Raw genomic sequence first — 19,659 nt, 5'->3', positions numbered from 1 at the left:
AATGGCACTTAACTGAGTTAATAATACATAATAAAAAAGGAAAATATTTATGAAATTTTCAGCTTGTATGGGTGCTGTTATACTTATTATTTGTTTGTCAGTTGTATCTCGGGCAGATCAACCGTTAACTTTGAATAATGCAATAACAGACGTTCCTGGGATTCAAATCGGCCATTATACAGATATGGATGCGCTAACCGGTACAACGGTTATTCTGGTTAAAGAAGGCGCGGTGGCAGGTGTTGATATTCGCGGCGCTGCGCCGGGGACAAGGGAAACCGACCTGCTCAATCCCACGAATCTGGTTGACGAGGTCAATGCCATTGTTCTAAGCGGTGGCAGCGCATATGGTCTGGCTTCCGCGGATGGGGTTATGAAATACCTGCAGGCCCAGAAAATCGGATATCCTGTAGGGGGAGGCAACGTGGTTCCGATTGTCCCGGCTGCTGTTTTATTTGATCTGGGCAGATGCGGGACTGATTTTAAAGTGTGGCCGGATGCCGGTTTTGGATACAATGCCTGTCTGAACGCAAAAGATGGCCTTATTGCCCAAGGGAATGTCGGTGCAGGCACTGGTGCCCAGTCGGGTGGCCTTAAAGGTGGCATTGGAACTGCCAGCACGGATCTGGGTGACGGTGTGATTGTTGGTGCCATCGTGGCGGTTAATGCTGTGGGGTCAACGGTCAACCCTGAAACCGGAGAATTTTACGCAGGGTTTCTGGAGCGTGATAATGAATTCGGAGAATTGAAACCGCCGAATTTAGATGCCCTGGTAAAATCGCGCCAACTGATGGACAAAGGAGACGACGCACCAATCGGGAATACAACGATTGCCGTTGTTGCGACCAATGTCTCTTTGACCAAGGCCCAAGCCCAAAAAATAGCTCAGATGGCCCATGACGGAATGGCAAGAGCCATCCGGCCTTCTCATACCATGTTTGACGGAGATACTATTTTTGCTGTTTCCACGAAAAAAATCAGCCTTGATAAATTACAAAATTTGAAAAATGTTCCGGTGAGTATCAATAAAATCGGCAGTACCGCCGCAGATACACTTTCCAGGGCAATTGTCCATGGCATGCTGGCTGCAGAATCAGTTGACGGCTGCATGAAAAATTATTGTGATACCTATCCTGACGCCTGTTCAAATCGCAGGAAATAAGAATTTACAAGCGTGTTTATATCTTTTATATTTTTGAATGTTAAAATATCATTTCCTATATCACTATTTCATTATAGGTAATTTCATGGATTTTCATAATATTGAGTCGTTCATAGGCGTTGATACACATGAGGCCGGAGAACTGGGACGGCTTCTGGCCAAGACCCTGGCATCTGATCTGGAGAAGATCCGCCGGGGCATCCGGGATAATGATTTGGAATCCATTGCCTTTGTGGCACATTCCATCAAGGGGGCTGCCGGAAATCTGGGATTCGAAAGACTTTCCGAACCGGCTGCAGTTATGGAAAACCGGGCCCGGGCAGGCCGGCTTGACGGCCTGGGTGAGCTGCTTTTGGAAATGCAGGCCCTTTTGGAAGAGCTTGAAGGCAGTCTGGCAGGCCAGTGATATGGCTGACGCATATTCTATACTTGTGGTTGACGACAACCAGTTGAATCTTAAACTCATTAAAAAAGTGCTGACCAAGGAGGGGTATATTACCCTTTTGGCGGACAATGGACCTGATGCCAGGCGTATCGCTGCCCAGGAACATCCGGACCTTATCCTGCTGGACATTGAAATGCCCGGTGAAGACGGGTTTGAGGTTATTAAGAAGCTTAAAAATGATGCAGCCACTGTGACCATCCCCGTGCTTTTTTTAACGGGGATGTCCGAAGTGGATGTCAAGCTGAAGGGGTTTGAACTTGGGGCCGTGGATTATATCCTCAAGCCCTTTCACTCCCAGGAGGTCCTGGCCCGGGTACGTATTCACCTCAAACTTTCCATTGCCACCAACTCCCTGGTGCAGGATCAGGCCAGAAAGCTTCGCCAGGTAAGCCGGGCCCAGAACGCCATGTTGCCTAAACCCGAAGACTTTCCCGATGCCGGATTCAGTGTTTTCTACCGCCCCCTGGAAGAGGCTGGCGGGGATCTTTATGATATTTTAAATATTTCAAATCAGATCACCGGGTATTTTCTGGCGGATTCCTCGGGGCATGATATTGAAACCTCGTACACCACCGCATCTGTCAAGGCGCTTCTGGCCCAAAACTGCACCCCGGTGTATTCGCCCAGGGAGAGCATGAAAATGATCAATGACGTGCTCGTGGAAATTCTGCCCAGGGAAAAATATCTCACCGCGTGCTACCTGCACCTGAATCGCGGCACCAGAATCATGACCCTGGTGAATGCAGGCCATCCCCCTGTGGTTTACATGCCCAAAGGGAAAAAACCTTTTTTCATTAAAATTCAGGGCGACATTCTGGGCATGTTTTCCGATGCTTCCTTTGGCATGAAAAGAATTGCAGTAAATCAAGGGGACCGATTTTTTGTCTATTCGGATGGCATGGTGGAATCCAAAGAAAAGAAAATATCATGGGTGACAGGGCTGCAAGGACTTTTATCCATGTTTGAGGGGGTGGATAAAATTGACCTTGCCGATGTACCGAACATACTTATTTCCCGCCTTTTTAACGGCGATCCCATGCCCGAGGATGATATTGTTCTTTTATGCATAGAGGTGTGACGATGCCTGGTATTCTGGATGTTTTTGAAATTAAAGAGGAGAAAGACCGTGTCTTCATACGGTTTTCTTCCACCATGGGACATATTGATACGGCTTGTGCAGCAGTGCTTCTTTTTCTTAAATCCAGGGGGCCAAAGTTTTTCCCCCACTTGTTTGCCGTGAATTTAGGCCTGCGAGAAGCCATGGCAAATGCCGTGCGCCATGGAAATAAATATGATTTGGGCAAACTGGTTTCCATGGAACTTGACATAAGCCGGGATCAGTGGATCCGTATGAAGATTTCCGACCAGGGGCCGGGTTTTGAATGGATGCAGGTCAAGGATCAGGTGGCACCTGATGAGGCTGACCACGGCAGGGGGATGAGTATCATGCAAACCTATTTTGACCGGTTCAGTTATAATGAAAAGGGCAATATCCTCTATCTTGAGAAATATGTTTTATAATAAAATTAATCCCTCGTTAATACAATTCTAACCAATTTCTAATGATTTCGGGGTAAAAAACTAACATTACTTATCCTTGTATCCTTAATTTTATCAAAATGTGAAGGACATTTATGACCAACCAGCTTACCCGGGCCATGCATAAGATCAAAAAGGAGATTCTATCCCTTGGTGCCTTGGTGGAAGACCGGTTCAAAAAAACCATATATGCTGTCAAGACAAACGATCTTGCCCAGGCCATCCAGATCATTGAAACCGATTATCTGGTGGATGCCCAGGAGGTTGAGGTCGAAGAGGAATGCCTGAAAACCCTTGCCTTGTACCATCCTGTGGCAACAGACCTGAGACTGATTACTGCCGTGATCAAAATCAACAATGATCTTGAACGGATTGCCGACTATGCAGTGAACATTGCCCATCGGTTCAAGACAAGCGGCCGGAGTTCAAATTCCTTTCAGTATGACTACACCGCCATGGCTGAACAGGCGGTAAAAATGCTTAAACTCAGCCTGGACGCCCTTGTTAGCCTAAATAGAGATCTCGCATATAAAGTCCGGGAGATGGACGAGGAGGTCAATATCATGCGCAATGACGCCTACAATGTCATGAAGGATGCCATACGAAAGAATCCGGAAAAGGTTGAGGAAATTATCAATATGTATCTTATTTCAAGGCATATTGAACGGGTGGGCGATCACACTAAAAATATTGCAGAGGAAGTCATTTATCTGATAGAAGGCGAAATTATCCGCCATTCCTGAATTTTAATCATACCTGATTTTAATCATTAAATAACACGGAAATAAAAAATGTCCAAAGAGACCATATTGATTGTTGATGATGAAGAAGACATTCTTGAACTGATAAAATTTAATCTCAAGGGCGAGGGCTATAATATACTTCAAGCCATGAGCGGGGAGGCGGCCATTAAAATTGCCAAACACTCCTGCCCGGATCTCATGGTGCTGGACCTTATGCTGCCGGGAATTGACGGGCTTGAGGTCACCAGGTATCTGAAAAACAACGATGCCACCACGGATATTCCCATTGTGATGCTCACGGCAAAGGGCGAGGAATCAGACATTGTCACCGGCCTGGAACTGGGGGCCAATGATTACATATCAAAGCCATTCAGTCCAAGGGAGCTTACTGCACGAATTCGTGCCATCCTGCGTCGCCGCCAGAAAAACGCTGCTGAAGGGCCGATTTGTGTTCGCCAGGAAGGGGATATGGTCATTGACCGGGCCAAACACAGGGTCACCATTGAAGGTAAAATCATTGAGCTGACCTTGTCCGAATTTGAACTTCTCTCCTTTCTGGCAGAGAAAAAGGGCTGGGTGTTTACCCGGGGACAGATCGTGGATGCCATTCACGGTGAAAATTATGCCGTGACCGAGCGCAGCATTGATGTTATTATCGTAGGATTACGTAAAAAACTGGGTGCCTATTCACCCTGTATTGAAACTGTCCGGGGCGTGGGATACCGTTTTAAGGAATAGGGCCGCACCCATTGCCTGTCCGTGTGTGGATGAAAAATTGCCCAGATGCAAGGCCCTGGAAAATTTGAAGCCGAAGTCAATCTTAAGGGTTGTGAGGCCCGATTTTATGCTTTGGCAAGTTTTCCTGCAACGCCGCAGATGGGTACTTTTTGTTCAAACACTAAACAACATTCTTGGGGCAACACATCTCCATGCATCGTAAAAAAACAAAATTAATCTGGCGGATCTTTCCATCATTTCTTGTTATTATTCTTTTGTCTCTGACCGTGGAAGCGTGGTATTCCACCAGCTATTTCAAAAGCTTTTTTCTTGAAACCACCCAGCGTGAACTTATGGTCAGGGCATCTTTGATGCAGGACCGGTTTGCCCGGGCCTTGTATGTGGATGGGTTGTCGCCACAGCAGATTGATGCCCTGTGCAAAAACCTGGGAGAAAAAATTCAGACCCGGATTACGGTGATTCAACATTCAGGGGAGGTGATAGGCGACTCCTTTGCCAGGGTGGAGACCATGGAAAATCACAAGGAACGTCCTGAAATTTTGACGGCACTTTCCGGTGAAAAAAGTCTGGCCGTACGCTACAGCCCCACCCTTGATAAGAACATGATGTATATTGCCCTTCCCATTATTGACAGCCGGTCTGATCCCGCTGTGATCCGTACGGCGGTCTCCATCTCGGATATCGACGCCAAGGTTGAGGCTATGCGGAATTCAATTTCCCTGGTTCTGGTTTTGACCACCATGGCCGCGGCCCTGGCAAGCCTGTATGTTTCAAGGCGTATTACCAATCCAGTGGAGCAGATGCGCAAAGGCGCCCAGGAGTTTTCCAAGGGCAATTTGACCAACCGCCTGCCTTCTCCGGATACCGAAGAGCTGTCCCAACTGGCCCAGTCCATGAATCTGATGGCCGCAGAACTTAATAAAAAGATCATGGATGTCAGGAACCGCAGCCGGGAGCTTGAAGCGGTTCACACCAGTATGCAGGAAGGCGTAATCGCCATTAACGGCCAGGAGCAGATCATCACCATCAATAAGGCTGCTGCCAAAATATTTGATTTCTCGCCGGAAACGCTGAAAACAAAGCATGTGCTTGAGGTGGCCAGAAATTATGATCTGCAGGTATTCATTAGAAAAGCCCTTGCCACCAGTGAACCTGTGGAAGATGATATTGTGATTGACAGAGATGAGCGCATGGTACTCAATATTCACTCCACAGCCCTGTATGACGCCAATGACAAGCGCATGGGCACCCTGATCATTTTCCATGACATCACCCGGATCCGGTTGCTTGAAACCATGCACAAGGATTTTGCGGCAAATGTTTCCCACGAATTAAAAACCCCTTTGACCACGATCAAAGGGTTCATTGAGACCCTTTTGCAGATGGTGGCGGACAGCCCCGGTGCGCCGTCAGCCCAGAATACAGCAGATCAGGATACCGCAGCCCAGTACAGCCGGTTTCTGGGCATCATTGAAAAAAATGTCAACCGGATGATCCGCCTGATTAATGATCTTCTGGCCCTGGCAAGACTGGAGCGCCTTAAAGGGACCGATATCCAGCTTGAGGCCCATCCTCTGGCCAGCCTGATCCAAAAGGCAGTGGGGTTCTGCGCGGACAGGGCACAAGATCGGGGAATAACCATGGAAGTGCATTGCCCGGATACCCTTGCCGGCATGGTGGACCCCATGCTCATGGAGCAGGCTGTGTTTAATCTGGTGGACAATGCCGTCAAGTACAGCGATGACGGGACATGTGTTACCATTCATGCAGAACTCAAGGACCGTGATATAGAAATTCAGGTCAAAGATACGGGCCCGGGCATTGATGCGGCACATCTGCCAAAAGTATTTAACCGGTTTTACCGGGTGGATAAGGGCAGAAGCCGGGACCAGGGCGGCACAGGGCTGGGACTGGCCATTGTCAAACATATTGTCCAGTACCATAACGGGCGCATTGAGGTGGAAAGCCGGCGCGGAAAGGGGACCTGTTTCACCATCACCATTCCCGGGGCTACCGTATTATAAATCCGGGTACAGGGCTTGGGCATTTTCTGCGAAGACCATCCGTTTCTGCTCCAAAGTCAGCCGTGACTGGTCAATGTCCCTGTAATACCTGTCAGGGGTAAGCAGGGGATAATCCGTGCCAAACAGAACTTTTTCCAGGACCCCTGCCTTGAGTGCCATATCGTAGATTTCCGGGTCATAAAGAAAAACAGAGGCGGCTGTATCATACCAGATGTTTTTAAGCCGTTCTTTCATCTGTTTTTTCATGATGTGATAAAAGAAGATGCCGCCGCCCCAGTGGGCAAGAATGATTTTATTGCCTGAAAAAGCCCGGGCCAGATGATCAATCTGCTCAAGGGTTACCGGGGTTTTTCCCGGATAGGGATGGCCCAAAGGCTCATTGGTATGGATCATACAGGGTAAATTACCCTTGGCTTTGAGTAGATCCATCACAGGTTCCAGGAGCCGGATGGCCCTGGCATCAATGCCGGACAGGTAAAAGGCCAGTTCCCCCACACCGGAAAGTCCGGCGTCGATACAGCGTTCAGCCTCCTTTGCCGCACCTTCCCAGGCCAGATCAAAACAGGCCAGTCCCCGCAAGCGTTTCGGGTGGGTGACGACCGCCTCAATCACCGCATCATTATTTTTTTTGGCGTATTCGGGATTGCGCCATGGAAATCCTGAAACAATGGAGATATCCACCCCATGGCCATCCATGGTGTCAATTAGTTGAGACATTGTTGCAATCTTTGACTTTGGGGAATTATATAGCAGTTTGAATTCAGGTTCGTTGTCAAAGAACGGGGTCCTGTCATCTGCAACTCCCTGGAAAAAAAGATGGGTATGGGAATCTATAATCACGGCATTGCCCTTAAATGATAAAGATTGAAAAAAGCTGACAGGCAATATATATTAAATCCCCTGCCCGGACAAGGGCGAATGAGAGATGAGGTAATGGATTACTATCCGATTTTTTTAGATGTAAAAGACAGACGCTGCCTTGTGGCCGGCGGCGGGGCCGTGGGAACAAGAAAGGCCTTTGGCCTTGCCCGGGCAGGTGCCCGGGTCATCGTGGTCAGCCTTGGCTTTTCAGATGAATTGTCAAATACGCCGCTTGATGCCATCACGTTAAAAAAAAAAGAGTTTCAGGATTCGGATCTGGATGGCATGAGCCTGGCTTTTGCCGCCACAGATAATATGCAGTTAAATGCCAGGATACGGCAGGCAGCCCAAAAGAAAAATGTATTGTGCAACATTGCCGACGGCCGGGACAAAGGGGATTTTATCCTGCCGGCTGTGGTGGACAGGGGCGATCTTTTGTTTGCCGTATCCACCTGCGGGGCAAGCCCGGCCCTTTCAAGGCGTCTGCGCATGGAGATTGAAACATGTTTCGGTCCTGAATACGGTATGCTTGCAGCCCTTTTAGGCCGCATCAGAGCCATTTTGCTGGAACGGGAACATGATCCCAAGGGGCACCGCAAAATATTTTGTGCCCTGCTTGATGCCAATCTGCCTGAAAAGATTGCCGCAGGACAAACCCGGCAGATTGATGCCGTGCTTGCCAGGGTTCTGGGTGACGGCTTCAGCATGGAAAGGCTTATGATGGAATTCGATACCCGGGAGTTGTGAAGTTTATGAATATTCCTTTTATCCTTTTGCAGTGCGCAACCTTTTTTTACCTGATCAGTACGGCCGGGTACTTTTGTTATCTGTTTCACCAGAAAAATCGGATCCAGCAGACCGCCTTGGGCGCTGTGGGTATCGGGGCCGTGGTTCATCTGTTTGCCATTGTTCTGCAAAGTGCGGCCCTTGGCGGGTTGCCCATCTATACCCTTGGGCAGAGCCTGTCCATGGCCGGCCTGTCCCTTGCGGCCATGTTCATTTATACGCAGTACCGGTTCCATTTAAAAATTCTGGGTGTGTATGCCACGGCCATGATCAGTGTCCTCATGCTTGCGGCCATTCTTTTTCCCGAGGTCACCCAAGCCCCGGACAAGATATATAAGGGTATTTTCTTTTTCGGGCATATTATACTTATCTTTACCGGGGAGTCCATGCTGGCCCTGGCCTGCGGTGCCGGTATCCTTTATCTGCTTCAGGAGCAGGGCATCAAGGGCAAAAGTCCGGGTTTCTTTTTCAAACGGCTGCCGTCGCTGGATTTTCTGGATGCCGTGTCCTATACCTGTATTACCACAGGGTTTGCTTTGCTTACCTTTGGGCTTGTCACAGGCTTTATTTATGCCAGATCCGTGTGGGGCAGCTTCTGGCGATGGGATGTAAAAGAGGTGTTTTCCCTGGGGGCCTGGCTGGTGTATGCGGCATTGCTGCATCTGAGGCTTTATTCGGGGTGGCGGGGGCGCAATTCCGCTGTCATGTCTGTGATTGGCTTTATCATACTAATTTTTACCTTCCTGGGGGTGAATTTTTTCCTTGGCGGGCATCACCAGGGGTTTACCCAATAAGAACAGGACACAGATTAACCCATTATGCCAAAGATAATTCTGATTGGTGCCAGCCATAAGACCGCGCCTGTGGAACTAAGGGAAAAATTATCATTTTCCCAGGAACAGATTGAAACGGCCCTGCAATTTTTAAAACAGTATCCGGGTATCAGGGAAGGCCTGGTTTTCTCCACCTGCAACCGTCTGGAATTTATATATATGCCGGAAAGCGGGGCTTTGGAAGACAAAGACGGAATTGATGCTGTTATGCGGTTTATTTCTGAACTTAAAGCATTACCTGTCTCTGAATTCAAGTCTGCCCTGTACATCCACAAGGGTGATGATGCTGTCCGTCATCTGTTCTGCGTGGCTGCAAGTCTTGATTCCATGGTGGTGGGGGAACCCCAGATTCTGGGACAGGTGAAAAAGGCCTATAAGACCGCCGTAAGTGCCGGTACCACAGGGGTCCTGCTCAACCGCCTGATGCATAAAGCTTTTTCTGTGGCAAAACGGGTGAGAAAACAGACCGGCATTGGTGATAATGCCGTCTCCATTTCCTATGCCGCCATTGAACTTGCCCATAAAATTTTTGCCGATCTTGCCACCAAAAGCGTCATGCTCATCGGGGCCGGCGAGATGGCGGAATTGGCTGTTGAACACCTCATGGCCCACCAGGTGAAAAAGATTGTGGTGACCAACCGCACATTTAAAAACGCCCTGGAGCTGGCCCGCAAGTTCAACGGCCAGGCAGTTCAGTATGAGGAGCGGGAATCTGCTCTGGCTGATGTGGATATCATTATCAGTTCCACCGGGGCCACGGATTATGTGTTAACCCGTGACCAGGTCAAGGGCATCATGAAAAAAAGACAGAACAAAACCCTGTTTTTCATTGATATTGCCGTGCCCAGGGACATTGATCCCCGGATCAATAAACTATCCAATGCCTATGTTTATGATATTGATGATTTGAAAAATATTGTTGAAACAAATATCAGCCAGCGGGAACAGGAGACCATAAAAGCACAACGCTTTGTTGAAGAAGCCCTGCTGGCGTTCCGCCGGTGGCTGGATGACCTTTCCGTGGTGCCCACCATCAAGGCCATCAACGGCAAAATGACTGACATTGTGAATCTGGAATGTGAGAAAACCCTGGCCGGACTGCCCCATCTGTCAACGGCGGATGCCAATGCCATTCGAAGGATGACAAGGGCCATTGCATCCCGTGCCATCCATGATCCTATTTTATTCCTGCGTAACACCGGTAATCACCGGGACGATTCTTTGTATTTGAATGTGGCCCGGCAGCTGTTTAATCTGGATATCCCTGATCACAATTATTAAAGGAGGTCCGGATGAAGCGGTTAAGACGGTTGGTCCTTTTTTTATTGTTCTGTGCGTGTATCGCAATTCTGGGCTATGCATACCTGATCAACCATCAGGTGGCCGAGCGGTTCAAAGACCGGTTGTGGGATGTGCCGGCCAAGGTATATGCGCGCCCCATGACCCTTTATCCGGGGTTGGCGCTGTCCGCCGCAGCCCTTGGGCAGGAACTGGATCTGCTGGGATACAGAAGGGTTGAAACCCAGGCCCAGCTGACTGTGCCGGGCACTTACACCCAATACCAGGGCCGTTTTATTCTCAATTGCCGGCCCTTTGATTTTGGCGGGCAGCGCCTTCCTGTGCGCCGCACAGAGGTAAGCATATCCGGCGGCCGTATTACCCGGCTTAAAACGATAGGAAGCACCGCTGACATGGAACAGCTGGACCCCGTGCTGATCGGGCAGTTCTACCCATCTTCCATGGAAGACCGTATTCTTCTTGATACCCAGGATATTCCGGTATTACTTAAAAAGACCATTGTTGCCGTGGAGGATAAAAATTTTTATTCCCATCACGGTATTGATTTTAAATCCATTTTCCGGGCCATTGTGGTCAATATTCGCCAGGGCCGGTTTACCCAGGGCGCCAGTACCCTGACCCAGCAACTGGCCAAAAATTTTTTCCTTTCCCCTGAAAAAACACTTAAACGGAAAATCAGCGAAGCCTTTGTCGCGGTCGCCATTGAGCGTCAGTTTACCAAAGAGGAAATTCTTGACGCCTATATTAACGAAGTGTACCTGGGCCAGGACGGTTCCAGGGCCATTCACGGGTTTGGCCTGGGGGCTCAGTTTTACTTCGGCAAGTCGCCGGGGCTGCTCTCGCCTAAGGAGACCGCACTGTTGGTGGGCATGCTCAAAGGACCGTCCGTCTACAACCCAAGGGTTCACCCGGACCAAGCCATGGCCCGGCGAAACACTGTGCTTGGCCTCATGGCGGATCAGGGACTGATTTCATCCACCCAGCTTACAAAATCACTTGGTCAACCCCTGGGCGTTATTCCGGTACCCCGGCAATGGCGGTTTCCCTTTTACCTGGACCTGGTTAAACGCAGGCTGCTCAACGCATATCGTGAAAAAGATTTGAAAACCATGGGCCTGCGTATTTTCACCCCATTGGATCCTTTGGTGCAGTTGGCTGCGGAAAAGGGGGTGGCGGATTTTATGGCCGGCAGAAATTCAAAGCTTGAGGCCGGTGTGGTGGTAACGGCCAGTGCCACCAATGAAATCCAGGCCCTGGTGGGGGGAAAGGAGCCTAAATCCCAAGGATTTAACCGAGCCCTGGATGCAAAGCGTCCCATTGGCTCCCTGGTGAAGCCTGCAGTATACCTTTCGGCTCTGGAGCGGCCTGAAAATTATACCCTGGTGACCCGGATCAATGACGGGCCTGTTTCATTGAAAAGTGGGGGCCGTCTTTGGAAGCCCATGAATTTTGACAAGAAATTCCATGGGGACCTGCCCTTGTCCCAGGCCCTGGTCCACTCCTACAATACGGCTACGGTCAGACTTGGCCTGGATCTTGGTTTGGAAACTGTTTTTGCAACCATGGCTCAGTTAGGGTTCAAACCCACAGCCTCGCTTGTGCCGGCAATGCTTCTGGGCAGTTTTGAGATGACCCCTGTCCAGGTTGCCCAGGTCTACCATACCCTGGCTTCGGGGGGATTCTACACCCCGGCCCGGGTCATAAAAGCGGTTTATACCCCTGACGGGGAAACGCTCCAGCGTTATCCTTTGCGCATAGAACAGCACCTGGATTCAGGGGCAGTATTCCTGGTGGACAAAACACTCCAGGCTGTGGTCCGCGAAGGTACTGGAAGATCCTTATCCAGATGGCTTTCCCCGGATCTGGGTATTGCCGGAAAGACCGGTACCACCAATGATCTGCGGGATACCTGGTTTGCCGGATTTTCCGGAAATCGCCTGGCCGTGGTCTGGGTGGGCAGGGATGACAACCAGTCCACAGGGCTGACCGGGGCTTCCGGGGCCATGCAGGTCTTTGGCCGGATCATGGCACAGCTCCCCAATACGCCCCTGGTCCTGACACCACCGGAGAATATTGAGTGGGCGGTTATCAATCCCCAAACCGGGCTTCGTACGAATAACAATACCCCCGGTGCCCTTGCCATGCCTTTTATCCGCGGGTCTGCCCCTGTTATTTCTGATCCTGTTCCCGATCCTGCTGCTGAAGTAGAATCCCCACCCCCGGCAGCCCCCAGGGTCTACAAACAACCGGTACAGAAAAAAAAGCCGCGATACCTTATTGACTGGCTTAAGGATGTATTCAAATGAAAACGTATTGTTTTTATCTCATTGCCATGACCTTCATCGTTTTATCCGCCTGTGCGGAAAAAAGACCTGTCTCAATACCCCAGTCCCACCGGCCCCCTGAATCCGTGCCCGAGATCGGCGGGTCTGTACCGGATCAACGCACTGTGCCCGGTGATCCGGCAGTTGGGGGCAAAATGGAGGATCAGAACCCGCTTCTGACCGCTGTGCGCCCTGTTCAGCGTCCCCGGCCCAAGGCATTGACCCGGATGATCGAGAATGCCGAAAATCAGCTGGGCCGCAGACAGCCGCAACTCGCCTTTGTCACCCTGGAGCAGGCATTGTATATTGACGGTCAGGACCCGCTGATCTGGCACCTGATGGCAAGGGCCCAGCTTGACCAGGGAAATATCGCCCAGGCGGTTTCCCTGGCCAAAAAATCCGACAGCCTGGCTGCTGCATATCCGGACGTAAAGGAAAAAAACGCTGCGCTTCTTGGCCAAGCCCAGGGCAGCGCTGATTAGGAAAGCGTATGTCCCCTGCATTTGGTATTGATTTCGGCACCTCCAACTCTGCGCTGGCCGCAAGTATTGACAACCAGGTAAAACTTCTGGATATCGACCCGGGTAATCCCCTTTCAAATTCTTTGAAATCCATTCTTTATTTTATAAAGGAAGAGGGACAGACCCTCTCCTTTGTGGGCCATGAAGGGGTCAAACAGTATATCGACAACGGTGCTGAAGGCCGGTACATGCAGTCGATAAAATCCTTTTTATCGGACCTGTCCTTCCAGAAAACAAATGTTTACGGTAAAAATTATACCTTGGAAGCGTTGATCGGACATCTTCTTAAGACCATGAAAGAGCGGGGAGAGAAGATTATTGGCCGGGATGTGGATAAGGTTGTGCTTGGCCGGCCGGTTGTTTTTTCAACGGACGTGGAACGGGAACGCACCGCAACCCAGCGGCTGGTAAAAGCGGCCCAACTTGCCGGGTTTAAGGAGGTTTCCCTGCAGATGGAGCCTGTGGCCGCTGCCCGGGCCTATGAAAACAGCCTGCCCCCCAACCAGGAACAGATTGTGCTGGTGGGCGACTTTGGTGCAGGCAGTTCTGATTTCACTGTACTCAAGGTGGGAAATCCGACGCACACCGGGGACAGGGAACGGGACATCCTTTCCGTTGGCGGGCTTTATATAGGCGGGGATAATTTCGATTCTCTGATCATGCGCCACAAGGTGGCAAAACACTATGGCACGGATGTTACAGTCAAATCCATGTTCAGTGATAATCTTACGGGGCTGTCTCCTTTGGTTCTGAGCCATCTGATGCAATGGCACCGCATCCCCTGGCTCCGGCGCCCCCAAACCCTCGGGAATATAAAGGAACTCAAGGTCGGTGCCGGGCTCAGGGACAGGCGTCTGCTGGAAAATTTGGAACTGTTGATCCGCGATAACTATGGGTATCTATTATTCCGGTCCATTGAATCAGCCAAGTGTCGTCTGTCCGACCATGGGGACGCCACCGTGGTTTTCAAGGATTATGGTATCGTCATTGAAGAACTTGTCACAAGAACCGCATTTGAAGATATGATCCAGGACCTGGTTGCACAGATAGATGCCTGCGTGACGGATACCCTTGCCAATGCCGGCATCGGATTTGAACAGGTCAATGCCGTGTTTCTGACCGGCGGTTCTTCCTATATTCCGCTGATCAGGGCCATATTTGAGTCCCGGGTGGGTGCAGATAAGATCAAGACATCCGACGCGTTCACCAGTGTAGCCTACGGGCTTGGCCTTGAAGCCGCCCTGATGAAATAAACCCCAGCGTTTACTCCTGCATTTTATAGCTGCTTCAGATGCAGTTTTAAATTATTGGGGTGTGGTTCTTTTGTATTTTTTGATGTCTCTGTCATTTCGGTCATCATGTGCCGTTGCATTGGTTCTCCGAGTTTCTTACTGGTTGACAAAATTATTATTTTGTGACCACAATTTCAAATCCGAAAGTATCCAATAAAATCTGGGGTTTGCTGAATCACACCACCAGCAAGCCAAGAGACGGGACCACTCTGGCTGAGAGATTTTTCGAAACCAAGGCGAGAGGGGATGTTTGATTTTTTACTCCTAGTATAAATCTGCCCGGGAGACCGGCCAAACCGCGAGCATAACCGATTGGCCGAAATGATGATCAAGATCCCAATTATAATGTCAACGGCATCAAGGAGGTGCTATGGAAAAAAAACATGAAACCCAGTTGTTTTATGAGCGTCTGGAGAAAAAGGGGGTTTCCCGGAGGGACTTCCTCAAGTATTGCACGGCTCTGGCCGTCACCATGGGATTGACAGCATCCAGTACCGGACAGGTGGTCAAAGCCATTGAAAAAGCAGGCACAACCGCCCGTCCCCCCGTGGTGTGGCTCCATTTTGCCGAATGCACCGGCTGTTCCGAAGCTTTTTTAAGGACTCCCAATGTGGGGGCCATCATCCTCGAAACCATTTCCGTGGAATACCATGATACCATCATGGCCGCAGCAGGGCATCAATCTGAAAAATCCCTGCACGATGCCGTTGAAAAATATGATGGAAAATTCGTCTGCATTGTTGAAGGTGCCATTGCTACCAAATACAATGGTGCCTATGGCAAGGTGGCGAACAGAACCTTCCTTGACATTGCCCAATCCATTGTACCAAGGGCTGCCGCTGTCATCAGCCTTGGATCCTGTTCCTCCTACGGCGGTATCCCGGCGGCCGCCCCCAACCCCGGTGGATACAAGGGGGTTCAAGATGCCATCGGGGTAGCCACTATTAATATCCCCGGCTGTCCTCCCAACCCCTTAAACCTGCTTTCAACCATTGTAAAACACCTGAACAAAGAAGAGATCCCATTGGACGACCAGGGCCGCCCCCTGTTTGCCTACGCAGAGACGGTCCATGATCATTGCCCCAGGCTGGTGCATTTTGAGAATGACGAATATGTCGAAGAGTTTGGCTCCAAAGAGGCTGAAATGGGCTATTGCCTCTACAAAATGGGCTGTCGAGGCCCTGAAACCTATAATAATTGTCCCACAGCAAAATTTAATGACGGTACCAGTTTTCCCATCCAGGCGGGCCATCCCTGCATTGGCTGCAGTGAGCCAGGGTTCTGGGATTCCATGACACCCTTTTATGAAGAGTGAGAATCTTACATCGCATAAAAATTTTTGTTGTAAATGACTGAAAAAATTTTTCTTACATAGAGGATATTATTATGGGTAAACGAATTATAATCGATCCCATCACCCGGATCGAAGGGCATTTAAGGATAGAGGTGGAGGTTGAAAACGGAAAGGTAAAGGATGCCTGGTGTTCCGGGCAGATGTTCCGGGGCATTGAAATGATGCTCAAGGGCAGGGATCCCAGGGATGCCCACCACTTTGTCCAGCGTTCCTGCGGGGTATGTACCTACGTTCATGCCCTGTCATCGGTAAAGGCCGTTGAAGATGCCTGTAAAATAGTCATCCCCGACAATGCCAGACTGGTCAGGAACCTCATGCACGGGGCCCAGTTCCAGCACGATCACCTGGTTCACTTTTATTTTCTCCACGCCCTTGACTGGGTGGACATTGTCAGTGCCTTGGACGCCGATCCGGTTAAAACCGCCAAGCTTTCCGAGAATGTCAGCGGCTATCCCCAGAAAAGCGAATATTTCAGAGAGGTACAGGAGAGACTGAAGACCTTTGTGGCAAGTGGGCAACTGGGTATCTTTAATAATGGATACTGGGGACATTCCGCCTATGTGCTTCCACCTGAGGCCAACCTCATGGCCGCCTCCCACTATCTGGAAGCACTGTCCCTCCAGGCCAAGGCAGCAAGGATGCACGCCATCTTTGGCGGTAAAAATCCCCATCCCCAATTTCTGGTGGTGGGGGGGGTCACATCTGTGGCCGACCTGAATGTGGCCCGCATTGGCGAATTCGAAGCCATCTGGAAGGAGACCTGCGAGTTCATAGACAAGATCTATATTCCAGATCTCCTGGCCGTTGCCTCCTTTTACAAGGACTGGGGAGCGATTGGCGGCAATAACGAGGCCTTCCTGGCCTATGGTGATTTTGCCAATGACGCCAAAGAGGAAAACAAGCTCATGCCAGGGGGATTCATCCGCAAGGGTCTTGCCGTGGAATCCATGGATCCCAACAGGATTACCGAAGATGTAACCCGGGCCTGGTATGAAAAGGGTACTCCCAAACACCCCTTTAACGGAGACACCAAACCCATCCAGGGGGAAACCAACTATGACACAAACAACCAATACTCCTGGCTTAAAGCCCCGCGCTATGACGAACTTGCGCCAGAGGTGGGCCCCCTGGCAAGGGTATTGGTGGCCTATGGCAAGGGCGATCCGGCCGTGAAAAAGGCAGTGGACCAGGTTTTGAAGAAACTTGACATTGGAGCCGGGGCCCTGTTTTCCACCCTGGGAAGGACTGCTGCCAGGGGAATTGAAACCCAATTGATCGGTAACGCCATGGGCGGCTGGATTGATACATTAAAATCAAATATTGACAAGGGTGATAAGAAAACCTATCAGCCCTGGGAAATGACGGACAAGGCCCGGGGGTTTGGACTCAATGATGTCCCCCGGGGAGCGCTTGGACACTGGATAGAAATTGAGGGGGGCAAGATCAAAAATTACCAGTACGTGGTGCCCTCCACATGGAATTTCGGGCCTGCCGATGCCAAGGGCAATAAAGGTCCGGTGGAGAGATCCCTCATCGGAACCCCCATTGCAGATGCGGCAAACCCCCTGGAAATTTTAAGGACCGTTCACTCCTATGACCCTTGCATTGCCTGTGCCGTGCATGTGATTGATCCCCATACCAATGAAACCTATAAGGTGCAGGTGATTTAACAAAAAAAACGCCGGCCACATGGCGGATAACCTCCCTGGCACGGCAGGATAAGCGATTACCGCTCCAATGAAATCCCCCATTCTTTTTCCCACGGGATTTCATTGAGAGTTTCAGATATTCACACAAAGCCCGGGTCCTGGCCAGGGCTTTGACCTTTGTAACCCAAGGAAATTCAATACAGTGGAAATCATGGTTTTGGGAGTGGGAAACATTCTCTACTCCGACGACGGCTTTGGCATCAAAGTGGTGGAACAGCTTGAAAAAAATTATGTCTTTCCCGACCACGTCACCATTGTGGACGGAGGCGTTCTGGGGATAAATCTTCTGGGCGTCATCTCCCATGCCCGGAAACTTATCGTGGTGGATACCATCTTGAACAAAAGCAATCCCGGGGATCTCCACCGCATAGAAGGGGATGAAATCCCCAACAGAATCCTTGGAAAAAATTCCATGCACCAGGTGGATCTCCTGGAAGCTCTCACCCTTTGTCGGCTCATGGGGAATATACCTGACACGGTAATCCTCGGGGTTGAACCTGAAAACATTGAAACCCTCAACCCCGGGCTGACCCCCCTTATTGCAGCCCAAGTGGAACCTATGGTACAGCTTGTGCTCCAGGAGTTACGAAACCTGAAGGTTATGCCCAAGCCCATAAACTAAAAGGCCAATGCCGGAATCGGACCGGAACAGGTCAATGCTGTGTTCCTGACCGGCGGTTCTTCCTTATGTCATTGTCTTCTTTTCGTCATCAGCCTGTTTTCCAGCCTTGACCGTTTTTCTACAGCAAAGGGTGAACCGGGCACCTCCAAGCGGTGACTTGCTGGCGAAAACCCTACCGTCATGCCAGGTAATGATCTGCCGGACAATGGTCAGGCCAAGGCCCTGCCCGCCGGTCTCCCGGCTGCGGCTCGAATCCAGGCGGATAAAAGGTTCAAAAATCCGCTCCCGATCTAACTCCGGGATGCCGGGACCGTCGTCATCCACATGGATCAGGATATCGCTGCCTTTTTCTTCACATCTGATTTTTACATGGTGGGCTGCATACTTCATGGCATTTTGTATGAGGTTGTTCAGCGCCCGGGACATGTAGTGCGGGTCAAGCAAGACCTTGTATTGTTGAAACTTTTCTGAAAGGCAGCATTGGAGTTGAATATCAGGATGAGTCCTGCCGGCTTTTTCGGTGAGTTCTTCAAGCCAGGAAACAATGGGCAGCTCAACCAGATCTAAAGAAGGTTTTTCCCTGTCAAATCGGGCATAAACCAGCAATTCGGACACCAGAGTGTCCAACTCATCCACATCCTTGTTGATTTCAAAAATATTTTTACGCATCTTCTCCGCATCTTTAGATGTGTTCAGCATTTCCAGACCAAAACGAATTCTTGAAATCGGCGTGCGCAGTTCATGGGAAACAGCCCGGGTAAGCTCTTTGTGAGAGGCGATCAGCCGCTGAATTTGCTCTGCCATATTATTAAATGAATTTGCCAGAGGAAAAAGTGCGGAATGTTTGGACATGTTGACCCGAGCCCCCAAGTCTCCTCTTCCAAAGGCGTCGGCAGTAATGCTGATCCGCCTGAGTTTCATCCAGAACGCCATGGTCCAGATAAGCGTCATTAACCCATAACTGATAAAAAGCATACCCCAGATCATCGCCTTAATCCGCAGCGAAACATCAAAATCCAAAAATGGCCCCATAGTAAGTACTTGATCACTGGATCTTATGCGTTGATAGAACAGACGTCCTCCTTTTACCACAACAATACTTCCATGTTTCAGCAGGTCCTGATCGTGTTCCGGTAAATCCAGGGAAGTTATTGGTTCGATAGCCAGCGGATACCCGAATTGTGGCTGCCGGTGTTGTATATAACCGGACCACTGATTCGGCGGCAGGGCTTCAACATCTTCAATCAATAAGGAATACACGCCCCGGACAAGTGTTCGATAGTACTGGTTCAACTCCTGTTTAACAGTCTCTTCTACCAGCCGCGTCACTACCGGAGAAAATAAAAATTGCCAGATGATAAAACTCAGTATAACAAACAAAAAGAAGGATAAAAAAATACGTCTCAT

Annotated in this window: 18 protein-coding genes; 16 read left to right on the top strand and 2 right to left on the bottom strand. The window is 49.9% G+C overall.

Annotation, left to right across the window (positions count from 1 at the left end):
• Nucleotides 1–130: 130 nt before the first annotated feature.
• From Q366_RS10530 to Q366_RS10500, 7 genes are all read left to right on the top strand, one after another.
• A complete protein-coding gene (locus Q366_RS10530; protein ID WP_035238785.1) occupies nt 131–1,162 on the top strand; it encodes a P1 family peptidase in 1,032 nt (343 codons plus the stop codon).
• 85 nt (nt 1,163–1,247) lie between these two features.
• Nucleotides 1,248–1,568, top strand: a complete 321-nt coding sequence (locus Q366_RS10525; protein ID WP_035238712.1) for an Hpt domain-containing protein — start codon at nt 1,248–1,250, stop codon at nt 1,566–1,568.
• A gap of 1 nt (nt 1,569) precedes the next feature.
• Nucleotides 1,570–2,685 carry a PP2C family protein-serine/threonine phosphatase gene (locus tag Q366_RS10520; protein WP_035238711.1) on the top strand — a complete coding sequence of 372 codons (1,116 nt, stop codon included), beginning with the start codon at nt 1,570–1,572 and terminating at the stop codon, nt 2,683–2,685.
• Between the two features lie 2 nt (nt 2,686–2,687).
• Complete coding sequence (locus tag Q366_RS10515; RefSeq protein WP_035238710.1) at nt 2,688–3,128, top strand: ATP-binding protein; 441 nt, start codon at nt 2,688–2,690, stop codon at nt 3,126–3,128.
• Between the two features lie 113 nt (nt 3,129–3,241).
• Nucleotides 3,242–3,889: a phosphate signaling complex protein PhoU gene (gene phoU / locus Q366_RS10510; protein WP_035238709.1), complete on the top strand. Its 648-nt coding sequence runs from the start codon at nt 3,242–3,244 to the stop codon at nt 3,887–3,889.
• A gap of 48 nt (nt 3,890–3,937) precedes the next feature.
• On the top strand, nt 3,938–4,627 hold the full coding sequence (locus Q366_RS10505; RefSeq protein ID WP_035238708.1) for a response regulator: 690 nt from the start codon (nt 3,938–3,940) through the stop codon (nt 4,625–4,627).
• A 191-nt stretch (nt 4,628–4,818) separates the two neighbouring features.
• A complete protein-coding gene (locus Q366_RS10500; protein ID WP_035238707.1) occupies nt 4,819–6,651 on the top strand; it encodes a sensor histidine kinase in 1,833 nt (610 codons plus the stop codon).
• Here Q366_RS10500 and Q366_RS10495 read toward each other — a convergent pair.
• On the bottom strand, nt 6,646–7,491 hold the full coding sequence (locus Q366_RS10495; protein WP_035238784.1) for an amidohydrolase family protein: 846 nt from the start codon (nt 7,489–7,491) through the stop codon (nt 6,646–6,648). The genes Q366_RS10500 and Q366_RS10495 overlap by 6 nt on opposite strands.
• 78 nt (nt 7,492–7,569) lie before the next feature.
• Here Q366_RS10495 and Q366_RS10490 point away from each other — a divergent pair, with 78 nt between their 5' ends.
• From Q366_RS10490 to Q366_RS10450, 9 genes are all read left to right on the top strand, one after another.
• Nucleotides 7,570–8,259: a precorrin-2 dehydrogenase/sirohydrochlorin ferrochelatase family protein gene (locus Q366_RS10490; RefSeq protein ID WP_245619929.1), complete on the top strand. Its 690-nt coding sequence runs from the start codon at nt 7,570–7,572 to the stop codon at nt 8,257–8,259.
• 5 nt (nt 8,260–8,264) lie between these two features.
• Complete coding sequence (locus Q366_RS10485; protein WP_035238705.1) at nt 8,265–9,092, top strand: cytochrome C assembly family protein; 828 nt, start codon at nt 8,265–8,267, stop codon at nt 9,090–9,092.
• A gap of 24 nt (nt 9,093–9,116) precedes the next feature.
• A complete protein-coding gene (gene hemA / locus Q366_RS10480) occupies nt 9,117–10,412 on the top strand; it encodes a glutamyl-tRNA reductase (protein ID WP_035238704.1) in 1,296 nt (431 codons plus the stop codon).
• An 11-nt stretch (nt 10,413–10,423) separates the two neighbouring features.
• The gene (gene mrcB, locus Q366_RS10475) at nt 10,424–12,736 is read left to right on the top strand and encodes a penicillin-binding protein 1B (RefSeq protein ID WP_035238703.1); all 2,313 of its coding nucleotides are present in this window, start codon (nt 10,424–10,426) and stop codon (nt 12,734–12,736) included.
• The gene (locus Q366_RS10470) at nt 12,733–13,236 is read left to right on the top strand and encodes a hypothetical protein (RefSeq protein WP_035238702.1); all 504 of its coding nucleotides are present in this window, start codon (nt 12,733–12,735) and stop codon (nt 13,234–13,236) included. The genes mrcB and Q366_RS10470 overlap by 4 nt, the downstream gene beginning before the upstream one ends.
• 8 nt (nt 13,237–13,244) lie before the next feature.
• On the top strand, nt 13,245–14,528 hold the full coding sequence (locus Q366_RS10465; protein ID WP_035238701.1) for an Hsp70 family protein: 1,284 nt from the start codon (nt 13,245–13,247) through the stop codon (nt 14,526–14,528).
• A 409-nt stretch (nt 14,529–14,937) separates the two neighbouring features.
• Nucleotides 14,938–15,882, top strand: coding sequence for a hydrogenase small subunit (locus Q366_RS10460; RefSeq protein WP_035238700.1), 945 nt, complete (start codon nt 14,938–14,940; stop codon nt 15,880–15,882).
• A 71-nt stretch (nt 15,883–15,953) separates the two neighbouring features.
• On the top strand, nt 15,954–17,591 hold the full coding sequence (locus Q366_RS10455; protein ID WP_035238699.1) for a nickel-dependent hydrogenase large subunit: 1,638 nt from the start codon (nt 15,954–15,956) through the stop codon (nt 17,589–17,591).
• Nucleotides 17,592–17,781: 190 nt separating this feature from the next.
• Nucleotides 17,782–18,252, top strand: coding sequence for a HyaD/HybD family hydrogenase maturation endopeptidase (locus Q366_RS10450; RefSeq protein ID WP_035238783.1), 471 nt, complete (start codon nt 17,782–17,784; stop codon nt 18,250–18,252).
• Between the two features lie 63 nt (nt 18,253–18,315).
• Here Q366_RS10450 and Q366_RS10445 read toward each other — a convergent pair whose 3' ends face one another.
• Nucleotides 18,316–19,659 carry an ATP-binding protein gene (locus Q366_RS10445; RefSeq protein WP_035238698.1) on the bottom strand — a complete coding sequence of 448 codons (1,344 nt, stop codon included), beginning with the start codon at nt 19,657–19,659 and terminating at the stop codon, nt 18,316–18,318.

The sequence above is a fragment of the Desulfobacter vibrioformis DSM 8776 genome (genome assembly GCF_000745975.1).
Taxonomy (GTDB): domain Bacteria; phylum Desulfobacterota; class Desulfobacteria; order Desulfobacterales; family Desulfobacteraceae; genus Desulfobacter; species Desulfobacter vibrioformis.
Note: the sequence above shows the minus strand (reverse complement) of the source record. Positions and strands in the feature narration are given on the sequence as shown.